We start from the raw sequence: 18749 nt of genomic DNA, 5'->3' as shown, positions 1-18749 counted from the left end.
TGAGCCCGCGTCGAGCCGGCGACCCAGGTCCGTCCGATCGGTGACGATGAGGTGACGAAGTCCATCCCAAGTTGTCGGTCGGTTGCGGAGCATGTTGGGTGGACATTCGCGGGCGACCGACAGTCAGGATCGCCCGTCGGACACGCGGCCGGCCCGGGACGGGCCGCGCCGGGACACGGAAGGCGGGCACATGCGCGCACGTACACGTCTGGCGATCGGGGCGGTCAGCGCCGTCGCCGGGGCAGCGCTCCTCACCGGCTGCGGTGACGCCGGCTCGTCCGGCACCGACGCACCCCAGACGAGCGCCTCCGGCGCCGGGTGCGCCCCGGTCGCCGGTCAGCAGCTCATCGCCTTGCAGGACGACAAGAAGCTCCAGAACTCCGACAACGTCATTCCCGCGGTCAACAGCAAGGCGGCCAACCCGCAGCTGATCGCCGCACTGGACAAGGTCTCCGCCGCGCTCGACACCCCGAAGCTGATCCAGCTCAACAAGGCGGTGAACGAGGACCGCCAGACCGCCAAGGTGGCGGCCGAGGAGTTCGCCAGCGCGAACAACCTCACCGCGGGCATCGCCAAGGGCCCGGGCGGCGACATCACGGTGGGCGCCGGCAACTTCGCCGAGAGCCAGATCCTGGGCGAGCTGTACCGGGTCGTGCTCACCGCCGCCGGCTACCAGGTCAAGGTGCAGCAGATCGGCAACCGGGAGCTGTACGCGCCGGCCCTGGAGAAGGGCGAGATCCAGGTCGTCCCGGAGTACGCGGCGACCATGGCCGAGTTCCTCAACACCAAGGCCAACGGCCAGAACGCGCAGCCGGTCTCCTCGCCGGACATCAACACGACGGTGACCGCGCTCAAGGCCGAGGGCGACAAGGCCGGCCTCACCTTCGGCACCCCGGCCGCCGCACAGGACCAGAACGCCTTCGCGGTGACCCAGGCCTTCGCCGACAAGTACGGCGTGCGGACCCTCTCCGAGCTGGCGGCGAAGTGCTCCGGCAGCGCGACCGTGCTGGGTGGCCCGCCGGAGTGTGAGCAGCGTCCGTTCTGCAAGCCGGGCCTGGAGAAGACGTACGGGCTGTCGGTCGGCAAGTTCTCCTCGCTGGACCAGGGCGGCCCGCTGACCAAGAGCGGGCTGCGTGACGGTTCGATCAGCGTGGGCCTGATCTTCTCCTCGGATGGCGCCTTCGCCACCAGCTGAGCCCTTCCCGCACGTGCTGAGGACGCCCTCGCCCCCGACCGGGCGGGGGCGTCCGCGCGTCCCGGGGACCCCGTTCCCTCCGGTGGATATCGTGGGTAGGCTGCACATCCATGCCAGCCCCGGCCACCTCCGACGCCCGGCGTCGACCACCGCTGCTGACCATGCTCTTCTGGGCGGGCGTCGCTCTAGCGCCGGTGGCGGCGCTGATCCTGCTGGTGGCCGACGGCAACGGCCCGCTGCGCTTCGCCGCGGTGCTCGCCATCCTCGCGGTGGTGCTGATCGGCCTCTCCATCGCGCTGCGGCCCGACGGCGAGGGCGACTCGGCGCGGACCGACGAGCTGCTGGACGAGATCGAGGAGCTGCGTCGGGAGCTGCGTAGCGAGATCGTGGCCGCCGCCCATCGCGGTAACCAGGCGCTCGACCAGGCCCAACGCGCCCAGGAGGGGATCGCCGCGGTGCGCCGCCGTCTCGACGCCAGCGGTGCCGCCCTCGCCGGTGCCGCCCCCGCTGTCGAGCCGGCGGGCGCCGGACGGGCGCGGGTGGCTGCCGCCGAGGCGCCGGTGGACGACGTGCCGGTGGCCCGTGTCCGGGGTGACGCGCCCGCCGGCCGCTCCCGGGTGCCCGGTCCCGACGACGCGCCCCGATGGGGGCGCCCCGAGCACCCGGACGACGAGGCGGCGTACGCCCGCGAGGCCCCCGAGCCGCCGGCCGCCGCCGGGACGTACGGCGGGGAACGGCCGGCCGCCACTGCGTACGGCTCGGCCCGCCCCCGGGAACACGACCGCCCCGAGGCCGCGCACCGGCCGGGTGGCGTGGTCCGACACACCGAGACCGTGCACGTGACCACCCGGCACACAGTGGTGGACGGCGGCCCGGCCGAGCCGGCCGGGCGCTACGGCGGCGGGTACGCCGGTCAGTGGACCCCACCCGCGCAGGAGTGGACCCGGGGCGGCGACGCCGACGAGCGCCCCCGCCCGGCCGGCCGGGCGAGGAGCGAGCCGGAGGAGCACCCCAGGGCCGGGTACGGCGACGAGCCGGGCTGGACGGGCCGCCGCGACGAACCGGAGTGGACCGATCGGCGCGGCCCGTACGCCCAGCCCGACGAGCCCGCTCCGGCGGCCCGGTCGCACCGAACCCCGGAGCGGCCAGCGGCGGGCTCCTGGGACAGCCCGGACGATCGGGGCTGGTCGGAGCAGCACAACCGGGCCGGTGCCGCGGCGCCGCAGCCCGGGCCGCCGCTGCGGGCCGACGACACCGGCGAGTACTGGTCGCAGCTGCGGGCCGGTGACCGGTGGGCCGCCGTCCGCGACGACGAGAACGGTCGCGAGTTGCGGGTCGGCGAACGTCGGGCCGAGGTGCACGCCGACGCCACCGGCACCGAGTACCGGGTGGCCGACCGCTGGGCGGCCGTCCGTCACGAGGAGCCGCGCCGTCACGAGGAGCCGCGCCGTCACGAGGAGCCGCGCCGCCACGACGACGCCGGCCGCTACGAGGACGCCGGCCGCTACGAGGACGCCGGCCGGTATGAGGAACCGCGCCGCCACGACGGGGGCCGGCGGGCCGAGCCGGGAAGGCCGGCGCTGCCGGTCGGTGGTGTGCCGGTGCCGGACGAGTGGCGCCCACCGCGCCAACGCGGCCACCAGGCGGAACCCGCGCCGGAACGGACCGGCCGGCGGCGGGTCGACGAGCGCTACGGCTACCCGCCGCAGGACGACGTACCGCGTGCCGGCGGCGCGCCACCCGCCGACCGCTGGCGGTAACCGGTCAGGCGACCCCTGTCACTTGTCGATGTCGCCGACCACGAAGAACATCGAGCCGAGGATCGCGATCAGATCCGGGACCAGGCAGCCGGGGAGCAGGGTGGCCAACGCCTGCACGTTCGCGTACGAGGCGGTGCGCAGCTTCAACCGCCACGGCGTCTTCTCGCCCCGGGACACCAGGTAGTAGCCGTTGATGCCGAGCGGGTTCTCCGTCCAGGCGTACGTGTGCCCCTCTGGCGCCTTGAGCACCTTCGGCAGCCGTGTGTTGATCGGCCCGGTCAGCCGGTCCACCCGGTCGAGGCACTGCTCGGCAAGGTCCAGCGACGCGTACACCTGGTCGAGCAGCACCTCGAAACGGGCGTGGCAGTCCCCGGCGGTCTTGGTGACCACCGGCACGTCCAGCTCGTCGTAGGCCAGGTAGGGGTCGTCGCGGCGCAGGTCCAGGTCGAGCCCGGAGGCCCGGGCCACCGGACCGGACGCGCCGAACGCGGCGGCGTCCGCGGCGGACAGCACGCCCACGCCGACGGTACGGGCCAGGAAGATCTCGTTACGCCGGATCAGGTGGTCCAGGTCGGGCAACCGGCGGCGTACCTCGCTGATGGCCGCGCGGGCCCGCCCGGTCCAGCCGTACGGCACCTCTTCCTTGAGGCCACCCACCCGGTTGAACATGTAGTGGATCCGGCCGCCGGAGACCTCCTCCATCACCGCCTGGATGGTCTCGCGTTCCCGGAAGGCGTAGAAGATCGGCGTGATCGCCCCGATCTCCAACGGGTACGAGCCGAGGAACATCAGGTGGTTGAGCACCCGGTTCAGTTCCGCGAGGGCCATCCGCAGCCAGGTGGCCCGCTCGGGCACCTCCATGCCCATCAGGCGTTCCACAGCGAGCACCACACCCAGCTCGTTGGAGAACGCCGAGAGCCAGTCGTGCCGGTTGGCCAGCACGATGATCTGCCGGTAGTCACGCACCTCGAAGAGCTTCTCCGCGCCCCGGTGCATGTAGCCGACGATCGGTTCGCAGGCGACCACCCGCTCGCCGTCGAGCACCAGCTTCAACCGCAGCACACCATGCGTGGAGGGGTGCTGCGGACCGATGTTCAACACCATGTCGGTGCCGAGCTGCTGATCACCGGTGCCGGCGATCAGGCCGGCCCCGGTGCCGACGGTCAGTTCACGGAGGTCCCCGGCGTCGGTGGTCATGCCCGTCATCGTGCCACGGGCGGCCCGAGCGGGATGCCGACCGGCTGGCGTAACCACCAGTGCCCGCCGAGCCCAGCCGGGTCGGTCAGCTCGGCCACCGCCGACGCGGCGGCCAGCGCCCGCACGTAGCCAGCCGGGTCGGTGCCGGCCAGGCTGAGCGGCGGTCGCCCGCCGTCGGCCCCGAGCGCCCGCAGCGCCTCCCGCTGCAAGACCAGGGAGTACGCGCACCGGGCGACCGCCGCACCAGCGAAGGCGACCGAGTCGATGGCCACGTGCGCGGTCACATCACTCGACCCGTCGGGCACCGGAGGCACCTGTCGCCCACCCCGGTACCCGGTCAACGTCCCGTCGACCGGTCGTGCCTCCCTCAGGTGCCCATAGTCGACCGCCACCGCTAGCCCTCGGCTGATCTTCTGGACCGCGTCGGCCCAGGCTTCGTCCCTCGGCCTTCCAATCTCTACGCGGTGGTTGGTGTGGGGGGTTGCCCGGAAACCCGACTCGCTTCCGCTTTCCGCGTCAGACCAGGTCGCCCCCGGACTCGGGTCGCTGTCCGCACTGGGCGTGCTCGCGGGGCCGGGCCACCAGTTCGTGAGCCAGTCGAGATCAGCAGGGCTGACCAGCTCACCAAGCGTCTCCGTGCCGCTCTCGGGGTCGACCAGCACATATCGCCAACCATCTTCCGCGTGCATCGCCACGTCGAGTGGGACGTTGTCCAGCCACTCGGTGGCGATCAACACTCCGGTGATCTTGGCGGGGATCTCGGCTGTCCAGTTGATCTCTTCGGGCAGGTTGTCGGGGCGGTCCGCGTACTCGACTGCTGTGAAGCGGACTCGCTCCGCGAGCGACGGACGGGCGGTGCCCGACGACGGCTCATCCCGCAAGGTACGGGCGGAAACCCCCACCGCAACCCCGACGGCGCCCCCAGACGCGACGAGGCCGAGCAGGCTTTGCAGGAGTTCCCCACGCCCAGCGCCCACGTCAACAACATCGAGCCGGTCAGGGTGGCCGAGGGCAGCGTCCACGTCCGAGATCAGGCGCAGCAGGGCGGTGGCGAAGGCCGGGGACGCGTGCACGCTGGTGCGGAAGTGGTCGGCCGGCCCGGTGCCGGCGACGAAGAAGCCGCCCGGCCCGTAGAGGGCGCTGGCCATGGCGTCACGCCACAAAATCGACATCAGTGCATTCCGCGTTGCGCGTGGGTCACCGTGCCGACCCTACGGTCACCGAATACGAGGCGACGCGTGATCCCCGCACTCGCGAGCTGCGCGTCCCACCCGCGAGCTGCCGTGTCGATCATGGAGTCGTGGTGGGGGACAATTGCCTATTCCGCTGCCAAACCAGGCACCACGTCTCCATGATCGACGCGGGCCGGGCTGGGGCGTGGGCTGGGGTGTGGACGGGGCGTTGCGGCGGTGGTGAAGGTTTTCACACATGCTTGTCCGGGTTCGGTAGGCCGGGCGCATACTTGCGATCGACCGGTACCCCTTCTCGAGGACTGGATCGTCGTCATGAGCGCACCGTTGCGCCCGCGTCCGGCCGGCCCATCCGGGCCCGCCGCCTCGTGGGATAGCGCCGTTCCCGGCGCCCGCGCCACCTCCCGTCTGCTCACCGTCGGTGTCATTGGCGCCGGTCGGGTCGGCGCCGTGCTGGGCGCCGCGCTCGCCGCCGCCGGGCACCGGGTGGTTGCCGTCTCCGGCAGCTCCGGAGCCAGTCGCGCCCGCCTCGCCCTGCTGTTGCCCGAGGTGCCCCGCCGCCCGGTCGCCGCCGTGGCCCACGCCGCCGACCTGCTGCTGATCGCGGTGCCGGACGACAGGCTGGCCGGTGTGGTGACCGACCTCGCGCAGCGGGGCGCGCTGCGCCCGGGCCAGATCGTCGCGCACACCTCGGGAGCGCACGGCCTGGCCGTGCTGGGGCCGGCCGTCGCGGCCGGCGCCCGGCCGCTCGCCCTGCACCCCGCGATGACCTTCACCGGTACGCCGGACGACCTGGCCCGTCTGGACGGCATCTCGTACGGGGTGACCGCCCCGGCGGAGCTGCGCCCGCTGGCTGCCCGGCTGGTCGCCGACCTCGGTGGCGTGCCCGAGTGGGTGGCCGAGTCGGACCGCCCGCTCTACCACGCCGCGCTGGCCCACGGCGCGAACCACCTGGTGACCCTGGTCAACGAGGCGACCGACCGGTTGCGGGACGCCGGGGTGTCCCGACCGGAGAAGGTGCTCGCTCCGCTGCTGCGGGCCGCCCTGGAGAACGCGTTGCGGCTCGGCGACGACGCGTTGACCGGTCCGGTCTCCCGTGGTGACGCCGGCACCGTGCAGCGGCACCTGGCCCGATTGGCGGCCACCGCGCCGGAGTCCGTCCCCGCGTACCTGGCGTTGGCACGTCGTACCGCCGACCGGGCGATCGCCGCCGGCCGGCTGCAACCGGTGGACGCACAGTCGCTGCTCGGCGTGCTGGCCGACAGCGGTCGGGAGGTGGCCGCGTGAGCGTGAGGAGTGAGCCGATCTTGCGAGCCCCGCAGTCGCGAACCGAGGTGTCGCTGTGACGCAGGTGGTGCACACGCGCGCCGAGTTGGCCGAGGCCCGGGCCGGGCTGAAGGGCACTGTCGGGGTGGTAATGACCATGGGCGCGCTGCACTCCGGGCACGAGACGTTGCTGCGCGCGGCCCGGGAACAGGCCGACCACGTGCTGGTTACGGTCTTCGTGAACCCGTTGCAGTTCGGGCCGAACGAGGACTTCGACCGTTACCCGCGCACCCTCGACGCCGACCTGGAGGTGTGCCGGCGGGCGGGCGCCGACCTGGTCTTCGCCCCGTCGGTGGCGGACATGTACCCGGACGGGCAGCCCCGCGTACGCCTCGATCCGGGCCCGCTCGGCGCCGAGTTGGAGGGGGCGAGCCGCCCCGGCTTCTTCCACGGCGTGCTCACCGTGGTGCTGAAGCTGCTCCAGCTCACCCAGCCGGACCTGGCGTTCTTCGGCGAGAAGGACTACCAGCAGCTCACCCTGGTCCGGCGGATGGCCCGCGACCTGGACGTGCCGGTCGAGGTGGTCGGCGTGCCGACCGTCCGGGAGCCGGACGGGCTGGCGCTGTCCAGCCGCAACCGTTACCTGAGCGAGCCGGAGCGGGCCGCCGCGCTGAGTCTGTCCGCGGCGCTGCGGGCCGGCGCGCGGGCCGCCGACGACGGCCTGGACGCGGGGGCGGTGCTGACCGCCGCGCACGCCGCGTTCGGCGCCGGTACGCCTGGTGCCCGCCTCGACTACCTGGTGCTCACCGATCCCGAGTTGGAACCGGGGCCGGTGGCCGGGCCGGCCCGGCTGGTGATCGCCGCCTGGGTGGGCGCCACCCGGTTGATCGACAACGCGGCGATCCACCTCGCCCCGCGCCCCTGACCCGGTCGCACCACCGTCCACCGATACCGCGAAAGGCCACTCCGATGTTGCGGACCATGCTCAAGTCGAAGATCCACCGAGCCACGGTGACCCAGGCCGACCTGCACTACGTCGGTTCGGTGACGGTGGACGAGGATCTGCTCGACGCCGCCGACCTGCTCCCCGGCGAGCAGGTGGCGATCGTGGACATCACCAATGGCGCCCGGCTGGAGACGTACGTGATCCCGGGCGAGCGGGGCAGCGGCGTGATCGGCATCAACGGCGCCGCCGCGCACCTGGTGCACCCCGGTGACCTGGTCATTCTGATCTCGTACGGGCAGATGGACGACGCCGAGGCCCGGACCTACCGGCCACGGGTCGTGCATGTCGACGCCGACAACCGGGTGATCGAGTTGGGTGCCGACCCGGCTGCGGCGGCACCCGGCACGGCCGGGAACCCGGTACCCAGCCCGTTGGCCGTGTCCGGAGTCTGATCCCCCGTACCGCGATTCCGGTCTGTTACCGGAAGGTCATTTCCGGTTACCCTGGGCACGCTGGCGGAAGCCGGTCGGTGGCTGGGGGAGGCCGCGATGAGCCGTGCCATGACGACCCTGTTCGCCGCTGCCGTGTCGGCAGTGCTGCTGGTGGGCTGTGCCGGGTCCGGCGGCCTGGACGGTGATCTGACCGACGACTGGGCGGCGTTGCCAGCGCCGTCGGCGTTCACCCCGGCCGCCGGTGTGTGTCACGCCGCCGACTTCACCGACCTGGTCAGCCTGGCCAGCTATGAGCCGGTGGACTGCGCCGGGCCGCACCGCCTGGAGACCGTGCACGTCGGGGCGTTCCCGGCCGGGCGGACGACCGCTCCGGCGGGTGGTTCGGCCGAGCTGCGGGGCGCATTCGCCGAGTGCGACACCCGGGCGACCGGCTACGTGGGGGACGACTGGCGGTCCGGCCGACTGCGGCTGTCCGTGGCGCTGCCCAACGGGCCGGGTTGGACGGCGGGTTCCCGGTGGTTCCGCTGTGACCTCACCGAGCTGACCACGGTCGAGGCGGCGGCCACAGTGGTGGTCCGGTCGGGCAGTCTGCGGGACGCGTTGAAGGGCCCCACCGCGCTGCGCCTCGGTTGCCAGCAGACCCGCGGTGGCGCCGGGCGGGGTGTGCAGACGCTGACCCCGGTGGAGTGCGGCAAACAGCACGACGCCGAGTTCGTCGGGGTGTGGCGCGCACCGGACCTGGCGTACCCGACCCGGGACGCCGACTGGCTGCCGCTCTACGCGGGTTGTCGCAGCGTCCTGGCCCGGTACGCGGGCGTACCGGACGACGCCAAGCTGCGCTTCCGCAGCGGTGTGGTGGTCCGTCCGCCCGGGGCTGGGCGCTGGAAGGTCGGTGATCGGGGCGTCCGCTGCTATCTGTGGCTCAGCGACCGTACGGTGACCGCCTCGCTGAAGGGCGCGGGCCCGGCTGGTCTACCGGTCCGGACGAAATGACCACGGCCTGACGGTCGGCGCGCGCCGGACGGGGTCGCCCAAAACACTCGTCCCGCCCCCGCCGCCCCGGGCGAGGATGGTTCGGGTTGACTGGGGGGATGGACCTCCCGACCGTCGACCTGCCTGCCCTGCCCGCGCTGCTGGCCGCGCCCGCGCCCGGCTGGGTGGAGACCACCGACGTGATCGTGGTGGGTTCCGGCGTGGCCGGGTTGACCGCGGCGCTGCACCTGCGTGAGGCGGGTCTGCACGTCACGGTGGTCACCAAGGTCAACATTGACGACGGCTCGACCCGGTGGGCGCAGGGCGGCATCGCCGCCGTGCTCGACCCGGCCGACACCCCGGCGGCGCATGCCCGGGACACCGAGGTCGCCGGGGTGGGGCTCTGCGACCCGGCGGCGGTTCGGGTGCTGGTCGAGGAGGGCCCGACCCGGCTCCGTGAGCTGATGCGGATCGGCGCCGAGTTCGATCGTCACCCGGACGGCTCGCTGATGCTGACCCGCGAGGGCGGGCACCGGGCGGACCGGATCGTGCACGCCGGCGGGGACGCCACCGGCGCGGAGGTGCAGCGGGCCCTGCACGCAGCGGTGCAGCGCGACCCGTGGATCCGGCTGGTCGAGCACGCTCTCGTGCTGGACCTGCTGCGCGCGCCCGGCGACGGCCCGGACGGGCTCGGCCCGGCCTGCGGCATCACCCTGCACGTGTTGGGTGAGGGCAGCGAGGACGGCGTCGGCGCGCTGCTGGCCCGTGCCGTGGTGCTCGCCACCGGCGGCATGGGGCAGATCTTCTCGGCCACCACCAACCCGGCGGTCTCCACCGGGGACGGGGTGGCGCTGGCGCTGCGGGCCGGCGCGGCGGTGACCGACGTGGAGTTCGTCCAGTTCCACCCGACCGCCCTGATCACTCCGTCCGGCGCGGGGGTGCCCGGGGCGGGGCACGCACAGCAGCCGCTGGTCTCGGAGGCGTTGCGCGGCGAGGGCGCGTACCTGGTGGACGCGGACGGCAAGAGGTTCATGGTGGGCCAGCACGAGTTGGCCGAGCTGGCACCCCGGGACGTGGTGGCCAAGGGCATCCACCGGGTGCTGCTTGCCACCGGCGCGGACCACGTCTTCCTCGACGCACGGCACCTGGGCGGCGACTTCCTGGCCGGTCGGTTCCCCACCATCGTGGCGTCCTGCCTGGCGATCGGCGTGGACCCGGCGACCGACCTGATCCCGGTGGCGCCGGCCGCCCACTACGCCTCCGGCGGGGTCCGCACCGATCTGCGCGGCCGTACCTCCATCCCCGGCCTGTACGCCTGCGGCGAGGTGGCCTGCACGGGCGTGCACGGCGCGAACCGGCTGGCCAGCAACTCGCTGTTGGAGGGTCTGGTCTTCTCCCGGCGGATCGCCGAGGACATCGCGGCCGGCCTGCCCGAGCAGGCCCAGCCGGCGGAGACCGGCGCCTGGCGTGGCGGGACGGGCTGGGTGCTGCCCGCGGAGGTGACGCCGACCCTGCAACGGGCGATGACCCGGGGGGCCGGGGTGCTCCGATCCGCGGCGACGCTGGCCGAGACGGCCGGGACGTTGACCGAGCTGGGCGCTGCCCGGGGCCGGCCGCGGACCGCCGACTGGGAGGCGACCAACCTGCTCACCGTGGCGTCGACGCTGGTTGCCGCCGCGTACGCCCGTGGTGAAACCCGGGGCTGCCACTGGCGGGAGGACTTCCCGACGGCCGACGAACGGTGGCTGGGCCATCTGGTCGGGGCGGTCGGGGCGCAGGAGCGGGTGACGCAGCAATGGGAGGGAAGGTCACAGTGAGCGCGAGGAGCGAGCCGATTCTGCGAGCCCCGCAGTCGCGAACGGAGATGGCAATGACGGAGTCGACGGAGACGGCGTTGCGGGCGGCTGGTCTGGATCCGGCGCACGTACGGCAGGTGATCGAGGGCGCGCTGGTCGAGGATCTGGGCCCGGATTTCCTGGACGTCACCAGCGTGGCCACCATTCCGGCGGAGCAGACCGACACCGCCGACCTGGTGGCCCGCGCGGACGGGGTATTGGCCGGGATGGCGGTGGCCGCCGCCGTGTTCGAGCTGGTGGGCGAGGTGACGGGCTTCGGTCGTACCGTCGAGGTGTCGGTGCTCGCCCGCGACGGCGAGCGGGTGGCCCGCGGCGACGTGCTGGCGACGGTGACCGGCCCGACCCGGCTGCTGCTGACGGCCGAGCGGACGGCACTCAACCTGCTCTGCCGGATGTCCGGGGTGGCCACCCACACCCGCGCCTGGGCGGACGCGCTGGCCGGCACGAAGGCGATGGTGCTGGACACCCGCAAGACGACGCCGGGCCTGCGAGCGCTGGAGAAGTACGCGGTGCGGGCCGGCGGTGGCACCAACAAGCGGATGGGCCTCTACGACGTGGCCATGATCAAGGACAACCACAAGCTGGCGGCCGGCGGCATCACTGCGGCCTACCGGCGGGTCCGGGAGGCGTTCCCGGAGGTGCCGGTGCAGGTCGAGGTGACCACTGTCGACGAGGCGGTCGAGGCGGTGGAGGCCGGGGCTGATTTCCTGCTCTGCGACAACATGACGCCGGAGGTGCTGGCCGAGGCGGTGGCCGCGGTGGGTGACCGGGCGGAGCTGGAGGCGACCGGCGGGCTGACCCTGGAGGTGGCCGGCCGGTACGCGGCCACCGGCGTGGACTTCCTCTCGGTGGGCGCGCTGACGCACTCGTCGCCGATCCTGGACATCGCGCTGGACCTGCGCGCCAACTAGTTGTCTAGGCTGCGTGCGTGCTGCTCTGCATCGACATCGGAAACACCAACACCGTGCTGGCGACCTTCGACGGCGACAAGCTGGTGCACTCCTGGCGGATCAAGACCGATGCCCGCTCGACGGCGGACGAGCTGGGCCTGATGTTCCGGGGTCTGCTCGCCGGGGACAACGTCGAGATCACCGGTGTGGCCGCCTGTTCCACGGTGCCGGCCGCGCTGCGGTCGCTGCGCACCATGCTGAGTCGTTACTACGCCGACCTGCCGAGCGTCGTGGTCGAGCCGGGAGTGCGGACCGGGGTGCAGTTGGCGATCGACAACCCGAAGGAGGTCGGCGCCGACCGGGTGGTGAACACCCTGGCCGCGTACACCCTCTACGGCGGCCCGTCGATCGTGGTGGACTTCGGCACCACCACCAACTTCGACGTGATCAGCGAGCGCGGTGAGTTCCTCGGCGGCGCGTTCGCCCCGGGCATCGAGATCTCCTTCGACGCGCTGGCCGCCCGGGCCGCGCAGCTGCGCAAGGTCGAGGCCACCAAGCCCCGCTCGGTGATCGGCAAGAACACCGTGGAGTGCCTCCAGGCCGGCCTGTACTTCGGCTTCGCCGGGCAGGTGGACCGGATCGTCGAGCGGATGACCGAGGAGTTGGGCGAGGTGCGGGCGGTGATCGCCACCGGCGGCCTCGCCTCCCTGGTGATCAACGAGTGTCGCACCATCACCCACCACGAGCCGATGATCACGCTGATCGGTCTGCGGATGGTCTACGAACGCAACCTGTGACCCCGGCCGCCGTCGGGCGCCGGCCTCGCGCGGCCGTCAGCGCCGCCGGGCGCGCAGCACCAGCGTCCGGTACGGCAGCTCGATGGTGTCCCGGCCAACCAGGGCAGGGTGGGTGTTCAGGAGTTCGGTCAGTTCCCGCTCGACCCGCCGCTGATCGTCGGTGGAGGCGGTGAGCCAGTACGAGCGGGTGCGGACCATGCCAAGTAACTCGTCCGGTGTGAGCGTGGTGCGGTGCGTGAACTCGCGCTTCTCGACGGCGTCGAACGCGGGGCCGAAGTCGGGGCGCTCGCCGAAGACCTCGCTGGTCGACTTGTCCCCGAAGTGGGCGATGCGACCCAGCTCGGCCACCCAGTCGACGCTGCCGTCCCGGATGTTCCAGATGGGGGCGAATGTGCCGCCGGGACGTAGCACCCGGGCGATCTCGGCGTGCGCGGGCTCCTGGTCGAACCAGTGGTACGCCGTCCCGACCAGCACCGCGTCCGCCCCCGAGTCGGGCAGCGGCATGGCCTCGGCGCTGCCCGCCAGGGCCGTCGTGCCCGGGGTGCTGGCGGCGAGCTGCGCCCGCATCCCCGGATCGGGCTCGACCGGTACGACCTCGTGGGCCAGGGCCAGCACAGCGCGCGTCAGGATGCCGGTGCCCGCCGCGAGATCGACCACCCGGGCTTCGCTGAGCCCGTCGAGTGCCCAGCGGATCGCCGCCTCGGGATAACCTGGTCGAAACCGGTCGTAATCACTCGCGGCGGCACCGAACGACAGGGCGTGAGTGTGATCGACCATGACGGGCAGGTTATCCCGTAACGGCCTCCGGACCGCTTGAGTACGCTCGGGCCTGACCCCCTGTATCTCCGTGACGAGGAAGCGTGCCGTGAGCGAGCAGAACCCCGTGCCAGTCGACCCCGCCGATGACCTTCCCGAGCAGATGAAGGTCCGCCGGGAGAAGCGGGACCGGATGCTCGCCGAGGGCGTCGAGCCCTACCCGGTCGGCTTCCCCCGCACCACCACCCTGGCGCAGGTCCGGGCGGGCTACGCCGACCTGCCCACCGACACCGCTACCGGCGACCAGGTCGCGGTCACCGGCCGGGTGATCTTCGTACGCAACACGGGCAAGCTCTGCTTCGCGACCCTGCGGGACGGCGACGGCACCGAGTTGCAGGCGATGCTCTCGCTGGACCGGGTCGGGCCGGAGCGGCTGGAGGCGTGGAAGCGCCTCGTCGACCTCGGCGACCACGTCGGCGTCACCGGTGAGGTGATCACCAGCCGCCGGGGTGAGCTGTCGGTCCTGGCTCAGCAATGGGAGATGACCGCCAAGGCGCTGCGACCGTTGCCGGTGGCCCACAAGCCCCTCTCCGAGGAGGCGCGCGTCCGGCAGCGTTACGTCGATCTGATTGTCCGGCCGCAGGCACGGGAGATGGTGCGCACCCGGGCCGCCGCGGTACGCAGTCTGCGCGATTCACTGCACGGGCAGGGCTTCATCGAGGTGGAAACGCCGATGTTGCAACTGCTGCATGGCGGTGCGGCAGCCCGACCGTTCGTGACCCACAGCAATGCGCTGAACACCGATCTGTATCTGCGAATCGCTCCGGAACTGTTTCTCAAGCGCGCTGTGGTCGGCGGTGTCGACCGCGTCTTCGAGATCAACCGCAACTTCCGTAATGAGGGTGTCGACTCTTCGCACTCGCCGGAGTTCGCGATGCTGGAGACGTACCAGGCGTACGGCGACTACGACACGATCGGCGAGCTGACCCGTAATCTCGTGCAACAGGCGGCGATCGCGGTCAGCGGCTCGACGGTGGTGACCCACGCCGACGGGCGGGAGTTCGACCTGGGTGGCGAGTGGCGGTCCGTGACGTTGTTCGGTGTGCTTTCCGAAGCGCTGGGCGAGGAGGTCACGGTCCGTACCGAACGGTCCCGTCTGGTGGAGTACGCGGACAAGGTGGGATTGGCCGTGGACCCGAAGTGGGGCCCGGGCAAGCTGGCCGAGGAGTTGTTCGAGGAACTGGTCGTCCCCGGCCTGGAGGCGCCCACCTTCGTGCGGGACTACCCGGAGGAGACCAGCCCGCTGACCCGGGCGCACCGCAGCGAGCCTGGGCTGGCCGAGAAGTGGGACCTGTACGTGCTCGGCTTCGAGCTGGGCACCGGGTACTCCGAGCTGGTCGACCCGATCGTGCAGCGCGAGCGACTGGTCGCCCAGGCCCAGTTGGCCGCCCGTGGCGACGACGAGGCGATGCGGCTCGACGAGGACTTTCTTCGGGCGATGGAGTATGGAATGCCACCGGCCGGCGGTATGGGAATGGGAATCGACCGGCTGTTGATGGCCCTGACCGGCCTCGGAATTCGGGAAACGATCCTCTTCCCGTTGGTCCGCCAGGAGTAGTCCCGTCCGGGCTCACGCCGAGTCGTAACCGGATCCTATTGACGCGACGAGCGGCGCGCGGGTTATTGTGCTCTCGTTAGCAGGAGCACCCTGCTCGAAAGGAATGTGGGACGTGGCCAAGCAGATCATTCACAAGCTGGTCGATGACCTGGACGGCGGGGACGCGGACGAGACCGTCAAGTTCGCCCTCGACGGCGTTCAGTACGAGATCGACCTGTCGAGCGCCAACGCCGCGAAATTGCGCGATGCATTTGCCTCGTACGTAGGTGCCGGCACCAAGGTCGGCCGGGGCGGTGTCGTGATCGGTGGGCGGGCTGCCCGCGGTCGGGGCGGCGCGACCGCCGATCGGGAACAGAACAAGGCGATCCGGGAGTGGGCCAAGAAGGCCGGCAAGGACATCTCGGACCGGGGTCGTATCCCGCAGGAGATCGTGGACGAGTTCCACGCGAAGCGCTGATCCGTCAGCGACTTGGTGGCCAGTCGCCACCGCAGGCGACACCGACGCCGGGCCGGAGGAGTTCTCCGGGCCGGCGTCGCCGTATCCGGGCGGCGTCGCCGTCCCCGTCCGGGGCGTTGCCGTGTCCGTTCGGGGCCGGGAAGCATTCCGGACCCGCCGACGTTGTCCACAACCAGTGGAACAGCTATCCACAGCCTGTGGACAACCTCCCCCAGGGGCCGGCGCGGCGCTCGCCGCGACCGCCGGTCCACCCTCCCGGGCCTCCCGGAGCGCTTCCGGACCCCGGATGGGGCTTCCGTCGAGCCAGTCGGATTTCGCTCTGCGCGTAGCGACAGGGCTACCGGAACACCTCCTGAGCGCGGACGGTTGTTCAAAACGACGTGCAACCGACCCAGAGCAGAGACACACGACCTCAGCTGAGTCGGTCAGCGACGATAGAGTAAGGAGGCACGGACGCCCGTCCTGGACGTTCGTGCACCGGCCCCGCCAAGATCTTGACCATCAAGGCGCACGGCACGTGAGGAGCACGAGGGCATGTTCGAGCGGTTCACCGACCGAGCGCGACGGGTTGTCGTCCTGGCCCAAGAAGAGGCCCGGATGCTCAACCACAACTACATCGGTACGGAACACATCCTGCTGGGCCTGATCCACGAAGGTGAAGGCGTCGCGGCAAAGGCCCTGGAGAGCCTCGGCATCTCCCTGGAGGGCGTCCGCCAGCAGGTCGAGGAGATCATCGGCCAGGGCCAGCAGGCGCCGAGCGGGCACATCCCGTTCACGCCGCGGGCCAAGAAGGTGCTGGAGCTGTCGCTGCGCGAGGCGCTGCAGCTCGGCCACAACTACATCGGCACGGAGCACATCCTGCTCGGGCTGATCCGTGAGGGCGAGGGCGTCGCCGCCCAGGTGCTGGTCAAGCTCGGCGCCGACCTCAACCGGGTCCGCCAGCAGGTGATCCAGCTGCTCTCCGGCTACCAGGGCAAGGAGCCCGCCGCGGCGGGCGCCGCGCCGGGTGAGGCCGCGCCGTCGACCAGCCTGGTGCTGGACCAGTTCGGCCGCAACCTGACTCAGGCCGCCCGCGAGGGCAAGCTCGACCCGGTCATCGGGCGCGAGAAGGAAATCGAGCGGGTCATGCAGGTGCTCTCCCGCCGTACCAAGAACAACCCGGTCCTGATCGGTGAGCCCGGCGTCGGTAAGACCGCCGTGGTGGAGGGCCTGTCCCAGAAGATCATCAAGGGCGAGGTGCCCGAGACCCTCAAGGACAAGCAGCTCTACACGCTCGACCTGGGCGCGCTCGTCGCCGGTTCCCGCTACCGCGGTGACTTCGAGGAGCGCCTCAAGAAGGTGCTCAAGGAGATCCGCACCCGCGGCGACATCATCCTGTTCATCGACGAGATCCACACCCTGGTGGGTGCGGGTGCCGCCGAGGGCGCGATCGACGCCGCGAGCATCCTCAAGCCGATGCTGGCCCGTGGTGAGCTGCAGACCATCGGTGCCACCACGCTCGACGAGTACCGCAAGCACCTGGAGAAGGACGCCGCTCTCGAGCGCCGCTTCCAGCCGATCCAGGTGGGTGAGCCGTCGCTGGCCCACACCATCGAGATCCTCAAGGGCCTGCGGGACCGCTACGAGGCTCACCACCGCGTCTCGATCACGGATGCCGCTCTCGTGGCTGCCGCGACCCTGGCCGACCGGTACATCTCCGACCGCTTCCTCCCGGACAAGGCGATCGACCTGATCGACGAGGCCGGCGCTCGGATGCGAATCCGTCGGATGACCGCGCCGCCAGACCTGCGTGACTTCGACGAGCGCATCGCCCAGGTGCGTCGCGACAAGGAGTCCGCGATCGACGCGCAGGACTTCGAGCGCGCCGCCCAGCTGCGTGACAAGGAGAAGCAGCTCCTCGGCCAGAAGGCTCAGCGGGAGAAGGAGTGGAAGGCCGGTGACCTGGACGTCGTCAGCGAGGTTGACGACGAGCAGATCGCCGAGGTTCTCGGCAACTGGACCGGCATCCCGGTCTACAAGCTGACCGAGGAGGAGACCTCGCGCCTGCTGCGCATGGAGGACGAGCTGCACAAGCGCGTCATCGGCCAGGAGGACGCGGTCAAGGCGGTCTCGAAGGCGATCCGGCGTACCCGGGCCGGCCTGAAGGACCCGAAGCGCCCGTCGGGCTCGTTCATCTTCGCTGGCCCGTCCGGTGTCGGTAAGACCGAGCTGTCCAAGGCGCTCGCCGAGTTCCTCTTCGGCAGCGAGGATTCCCTCATCCAGCTGGACATGTCCGAGTTCCACGACCGTTACACGGTCTCCCGGCTCGTGGGTGCCCCTCCCGGCTACGTCGGCTACGACGAGGGCGGGCAGCTGACCGAGAAGGTGCGGCGTCGGCCGTTCTCGGTGGTCCTCTTCGACGAGATCGAGAAGGCCCACCCGGACGTGTTCAACACGCTCCTGCAGATCCTCGAAGACGGTCGGCTCACCGACGGTCAGGGTCGGATCGTGGACTTCAAGAACACGGTCATCATCCTGACCACCAACCTGGGCACCCGTGACGTCGCCAAGGCGGTGTCGCTGGGCTTCCAGCAGTCGGAGGACTCCGAGTCCAACTACGACCGGATGAAGCAGAAGGTCAACGACGAGCTCAAGCAGCACTTCCGGCCTGAGTTCCTCAACCGGATCGACGACACCATCGTCTTCCACCAGCTGCGCCAGACCGAGATCCTCTCGATCGTGGACATCATGATCCAGCGGATCGAGGGCCAGCTGCGGAACAAGGACATGGGTCTGGAGCTGACCGACAACGCCAAGAAGTACCTGGCCGCGAAGGGCTTCGACCCGGTGCTCGGTGCCCGTCCGCTTCGTCGCACGATCCAGCGCGACATCGAGGACAACCTCTCCGAGCGGATCCTGTTCAACGAGCTGACCCCGGGTCAGATCGTCGTGGTGGACTGCGAGGGCGACCCGGACGACATCGACAACTCCAAGCTCGTCTTCCGGGGCTCGGACAAGCCGGTCGAAGTTCCGGACGCCGTCCCGGCCGATCTCGGTGGCACTGCCGCTGGCACCGCCGCCGCCGCAGGCGTGGACGAGTAACACAACCAGCAAGGGGCGGGGCCCCGGTGGCGCAAGCCACCGGGGCCCCGCCTTTTTGCGCCCCCTCAGGTCACCGCCGCCCCCGCCCCCACCAGGCCGCCACCCTCCGGGCCTCAGGCGGTGCGTGGCACCTGCCCGTCGCACGCGCCCGTGACGCCGCATGCGCCCTGCGGTTCGCGTCCGACGCGCGGTGCCTGCCCTCCCGGCCCGCCTCTGCGTCGCACTTGCCCGACGCACCGCCCGCGTGCGCGCGCTCTCACGCTGCCGCGCCCGGCAAGATCCGCGCAACATCAGGGAAAGTGCCGCCTCGCGGCGT

At 71.5% G+C, this 18749-nt stretch carries 15 protein-coding genes; 12 read left to right on the top strand and 3 right to left on the bottom strand.

Annotated features, from left to right (window positions below):
* Positions 1-190: 190 nt before the first annotated feature.
* The gene (locus ACQRWP_RS26485) at positions 191-1195 is read left to right on the top strand and encodes a glycine betaine ABC transporter substrate-binding protein (protein ID WP_430498575.1); all 1005 of its coding nucleotides are present in this window, start codon (positions 191-193) and stop codon (positions 1193-1195) included.
* A 110-nt stretch (positions 1196-1305) separates the two neighbouring features.
* Complete coding sequence (locus ACQRWP_RS26480) at positions 1306-2955, top strand: hypothetical protein (RefSeq protein ID WP_430498573.1); 1650 nt, start codon at positions 1306-1308, stop codon at positions 2953-2955.
* Positions 2956-2973: 18 nt separating this feature from the next.
* Here ACQRWP_RS26480 and ACQRWP_RS26475 read toward each other — a convergent pair whose 3' ends face one another.
* Positions 2974-4161 (bottom strand): NADH-quinone oxidoreductase subunit D, encoded by a 1188-nt coding sequence (locus ACQRWP_RS26475; RefSeq protein WP_430498571.1) that lies wholly within the window; start codon positions 4159-4161, stop codon positions 2974-2976.
* The gene (locus ACQRWP_RS26470) at positions 4158-5324 is read right to left on the bottom strand and encodes an SAM-dependent methyltransferase (RefSeq protein WP_430498569.1); all 1167 of its coding nucleotides are present in this window, start codon (positions 5322-5324) and stop codon (positions 4158-4160) included. The genes ACQRWP_RS26475 and ACQRWP_RS26470 overlap by 4 nt, the downstream gene beginning before the upstream one ends.
* Before the next feature lie 333 nt (positions 5325-5657).
* On the opposite strand from ACQRWP_RS26470, the gene ACQRWP_RS26465 reads away from it, so the two are divergent.
* The 7 genes from ACQRWP_RS26465 (at position 5658) to ACQRWP_RS26435 (ending at position 12521) form a co-directional block, all read left to right on the top strand.
* Positions 5658-6629: a Rossmann-like and DUF2520 domain-containing protein gene (locus ACQRWP_RS26465; protein WP_430498567.1), complete on the top strand. Its 972-nt coding sequence runs from the start codon at positions 5658-5660 to the stop codon at positions 6627-6629.
* A gap of 55 nt (positions 6630-6684) precedes the next feature.
* Positions 6685-7533, top strand: coding sequence for a pantoate--beta-alanine ligase (gene panC, locus ACQRWP_RS26460; protein ID WP_430498565.1), 849 nt, complete (start codon positions 6685-6687; stop codon positions 7531-7533).
* 44 nt (positions 7534-7577) lie between these two features.
* On the top strand, positions 7578-8006 hold the full coding sequence (gene panD, locus ACQRWP_RS26455; RefSeq protein WP_112674301.1) for an aspartate 1-decarboxylase: 429 nt from the start codon (positions 7578-7580) through the stop codon (positions 8004-8006).
* Between the two features lie 96 nt (positions 8007-8102).
* The gene (locus ACQRWP_RS26450) at positions 8103-8999 is read left to right on the top strand and encodes a septum formation family protein (RefSeq protein ID WP_430498562.1); all 897 of its coding nucleotides are present in this window, start codon (positions 8103-8105) and stop codon (positions 8997-8999) included.
* A gap of 98 nt (positions 9000-9097) precedes the next feature.
* Positions 9098-10795 carry an L-aspartate oxidase gene (locus ACQRWP_RS26445; RefSeq protein ID WP_430498560.1) on the top strand — a complete coding sequence of 566 codons (1698 nt, stop codon included), beginning with the start codon at positions 9098-9100 and terminating at the stop codon, positions 10793-10795.
* 53 nt (positions 10796-10848) lie between these two features.
* A complete protein-coding gene (gene nadC / locus ACQRWP_RS26440; protein WP_430498558.1) occupies positions 10849-11745 on the top strand; it encodes a carboxylating nicotinate-nucleotide diphosphorylase in 897 nt (298 codons plus the stop codon).
* A 17-nt stretch (positions 11746-11762) separates the two neighbouring features.
* A complete protein-coding gene (locus tag ACQRWP_RS26435) occupies positions 11763-12521 on the top strand; it encodes a type III pantothenate kinase (protein ID WP_430498556.1) in 759 nt (252 codons plus the stop codon).
* Between the two features lie 36 nt (positions 12522-12557).
* Here ACQRWP_RS26435 and ACQRWP_RS26430 read toward each other — a convergent pair whose 3' ends face one another.
* Complete coding sequence (locus ACQRWP_RS26430) at positions 12558-13298, bottom strand: class I SAM-dependent methyltransferase (RefSeq protein WP_430498554.1); 741 nt, start codon at positions 13296-13298, stop codon at positions 12558-12560.
* Positions 13299-13386: 88 nt separating this feature from the next.
* Here ACQRWP_RS26430 and lysS point away from each other — a divergent pair, with 88 nt between their 5' ends.
* The 3 genes from lysS (at position 13387) to ACQRWP_RS26415 (ending at position 18433) form a co-directional block, all read left to right on the top strand.
* Positions 13387-14895: a lysine--tRNA ligase gene (gene lysS, locus ACQRWP_RS26425; RefSeq protein WP_430498553.1), complete on the top strand. Its 1509-nt coding sequence runs from the start codon at positions 13387-13389 to the stop codon at positions 14893-14895.
* A gap of 112 nt (positions 14896-15007) precedes the next feature.
* Positions 15008-15352, top strand: a complete 345-nt coding sequence (locus ACQRWP_RS26420; protein WP_036392792.1) for a histone-like nucleoid-structuring protein Lsr2 — start codon at positions 15008-15010, stop codon at positions 15350-15352.
* A 534-nt stretch (positions 15353-15886) separates the two neighbouring features.
* Entirely contained in the window at positions 15887-18433 is a 2547-nt protein-coding gene (locus ACQRWP_RS26415; protein ID WP_430498550.1) for an ATP-dependent Clp protease ATP-binding subunit, read from the top strand.
* Positions 18434-18749: the final 316 nt, after the last annotated feature.

It is taken from the genome of Micromonospora trifolii (assembly GCF_050516465.1).
Classification (GTDB): Bacteria; Actinomycetota; Actinomycetes; order Mycobacteriales; family Micromonosporaceae; genus Micromonospora; species Micromonospora trifolii.
Note: the sequence above shows the minus strand (reverse complement) of the source record. Positions and strands in the feature narration are given on the sequence as shown.

What these genes read in the sequence shown, in the direction of transcription:
- ACQRWP_RS26485 (WP_430498575.1), top strand. Translation starts at nt 191, where the DNA reads ATGCGCGCACGTACACGTCTGGCGATCGGGGCGGTCAGCGCCGTCGCC.
- ACQRWP_RS26480 (WP_430498573.1), top strand. Translation starts at nt 1,306, where the DNA reads ATGCCAGCCCCGGCCACCTCCGACGCCCGGCGTCGACCACCGCTGCTG.
- ACQRWP_RS26475 (WP_430498571.1), bottom strand. Translation starts at nt 4,161, where the DNA reads ATGACGGGCATGACCACCGACGCCGGGGACCTCCGTGAACTGACCGTC.
- ACQRWP_RS26470 (WP_430498569.1), bottom strand. Translation starts at nt 5,324, where the DNA reads ATGTCGATTTTGTGGCGTGACGCCATGGCCAGCGCCCTCTACGGGCCG.
- ACQRWP_RS26465 (WP_430498567.1), top strand. Translation starts at nt 5,658, where the DNA reads ATGAGCGCACCGTTGCGCCCGCGTCCGGCCGGCCCATCCGGGCCCGCC.
- panD (WP_112674301.1), top strand. Translation starts at nt 7,578, where the DNA reads ATGTTGCGGACCATGCTCAAGTCGAAGATCCACCGAGCCACGGTGACC.
- ACQRWP_RS26450 (WP_430498562.1), top strand. Translation starts at nt 8,103, where the DNA reads ATGAGCCGTGCCATGACGACCCTGTTCGCCGCTGCCGTGTCGGCAGTG.
- ACQRWP_RS26445 (WP_430498560.1), top strand. Translation starts at nt 9,098, where the DNA reads ATGGACCTCCCGACCGTCGACCTGCCTGCCCTGCCCGCGCTGCTGGCC.
- nadC (WP_430498558.1), top strand. Translation starts at nt 10,849, where the DNA reads ATGACGGAGTCGACGGAGACGGCGTTGCGGGCGGCTGGTCTGGATCCG.
- ACQRWP_RS26430 (WP_430498554.1), bottom strand. Translation starts at nt 13,298, where the DNA reads ATGGTCGATCACACTCACGCCCTGTCGTTCGGTGCCGCCGCGAGTGAT.
- ACQRWP_RS26415 (WP_430498550.1), top strand. Translation starts at nt 15,887, where the DNA reads ATGTTCGAGCGGTTCACCGACCGAGCGCGACGGGTTGTCGTCCTGGCC.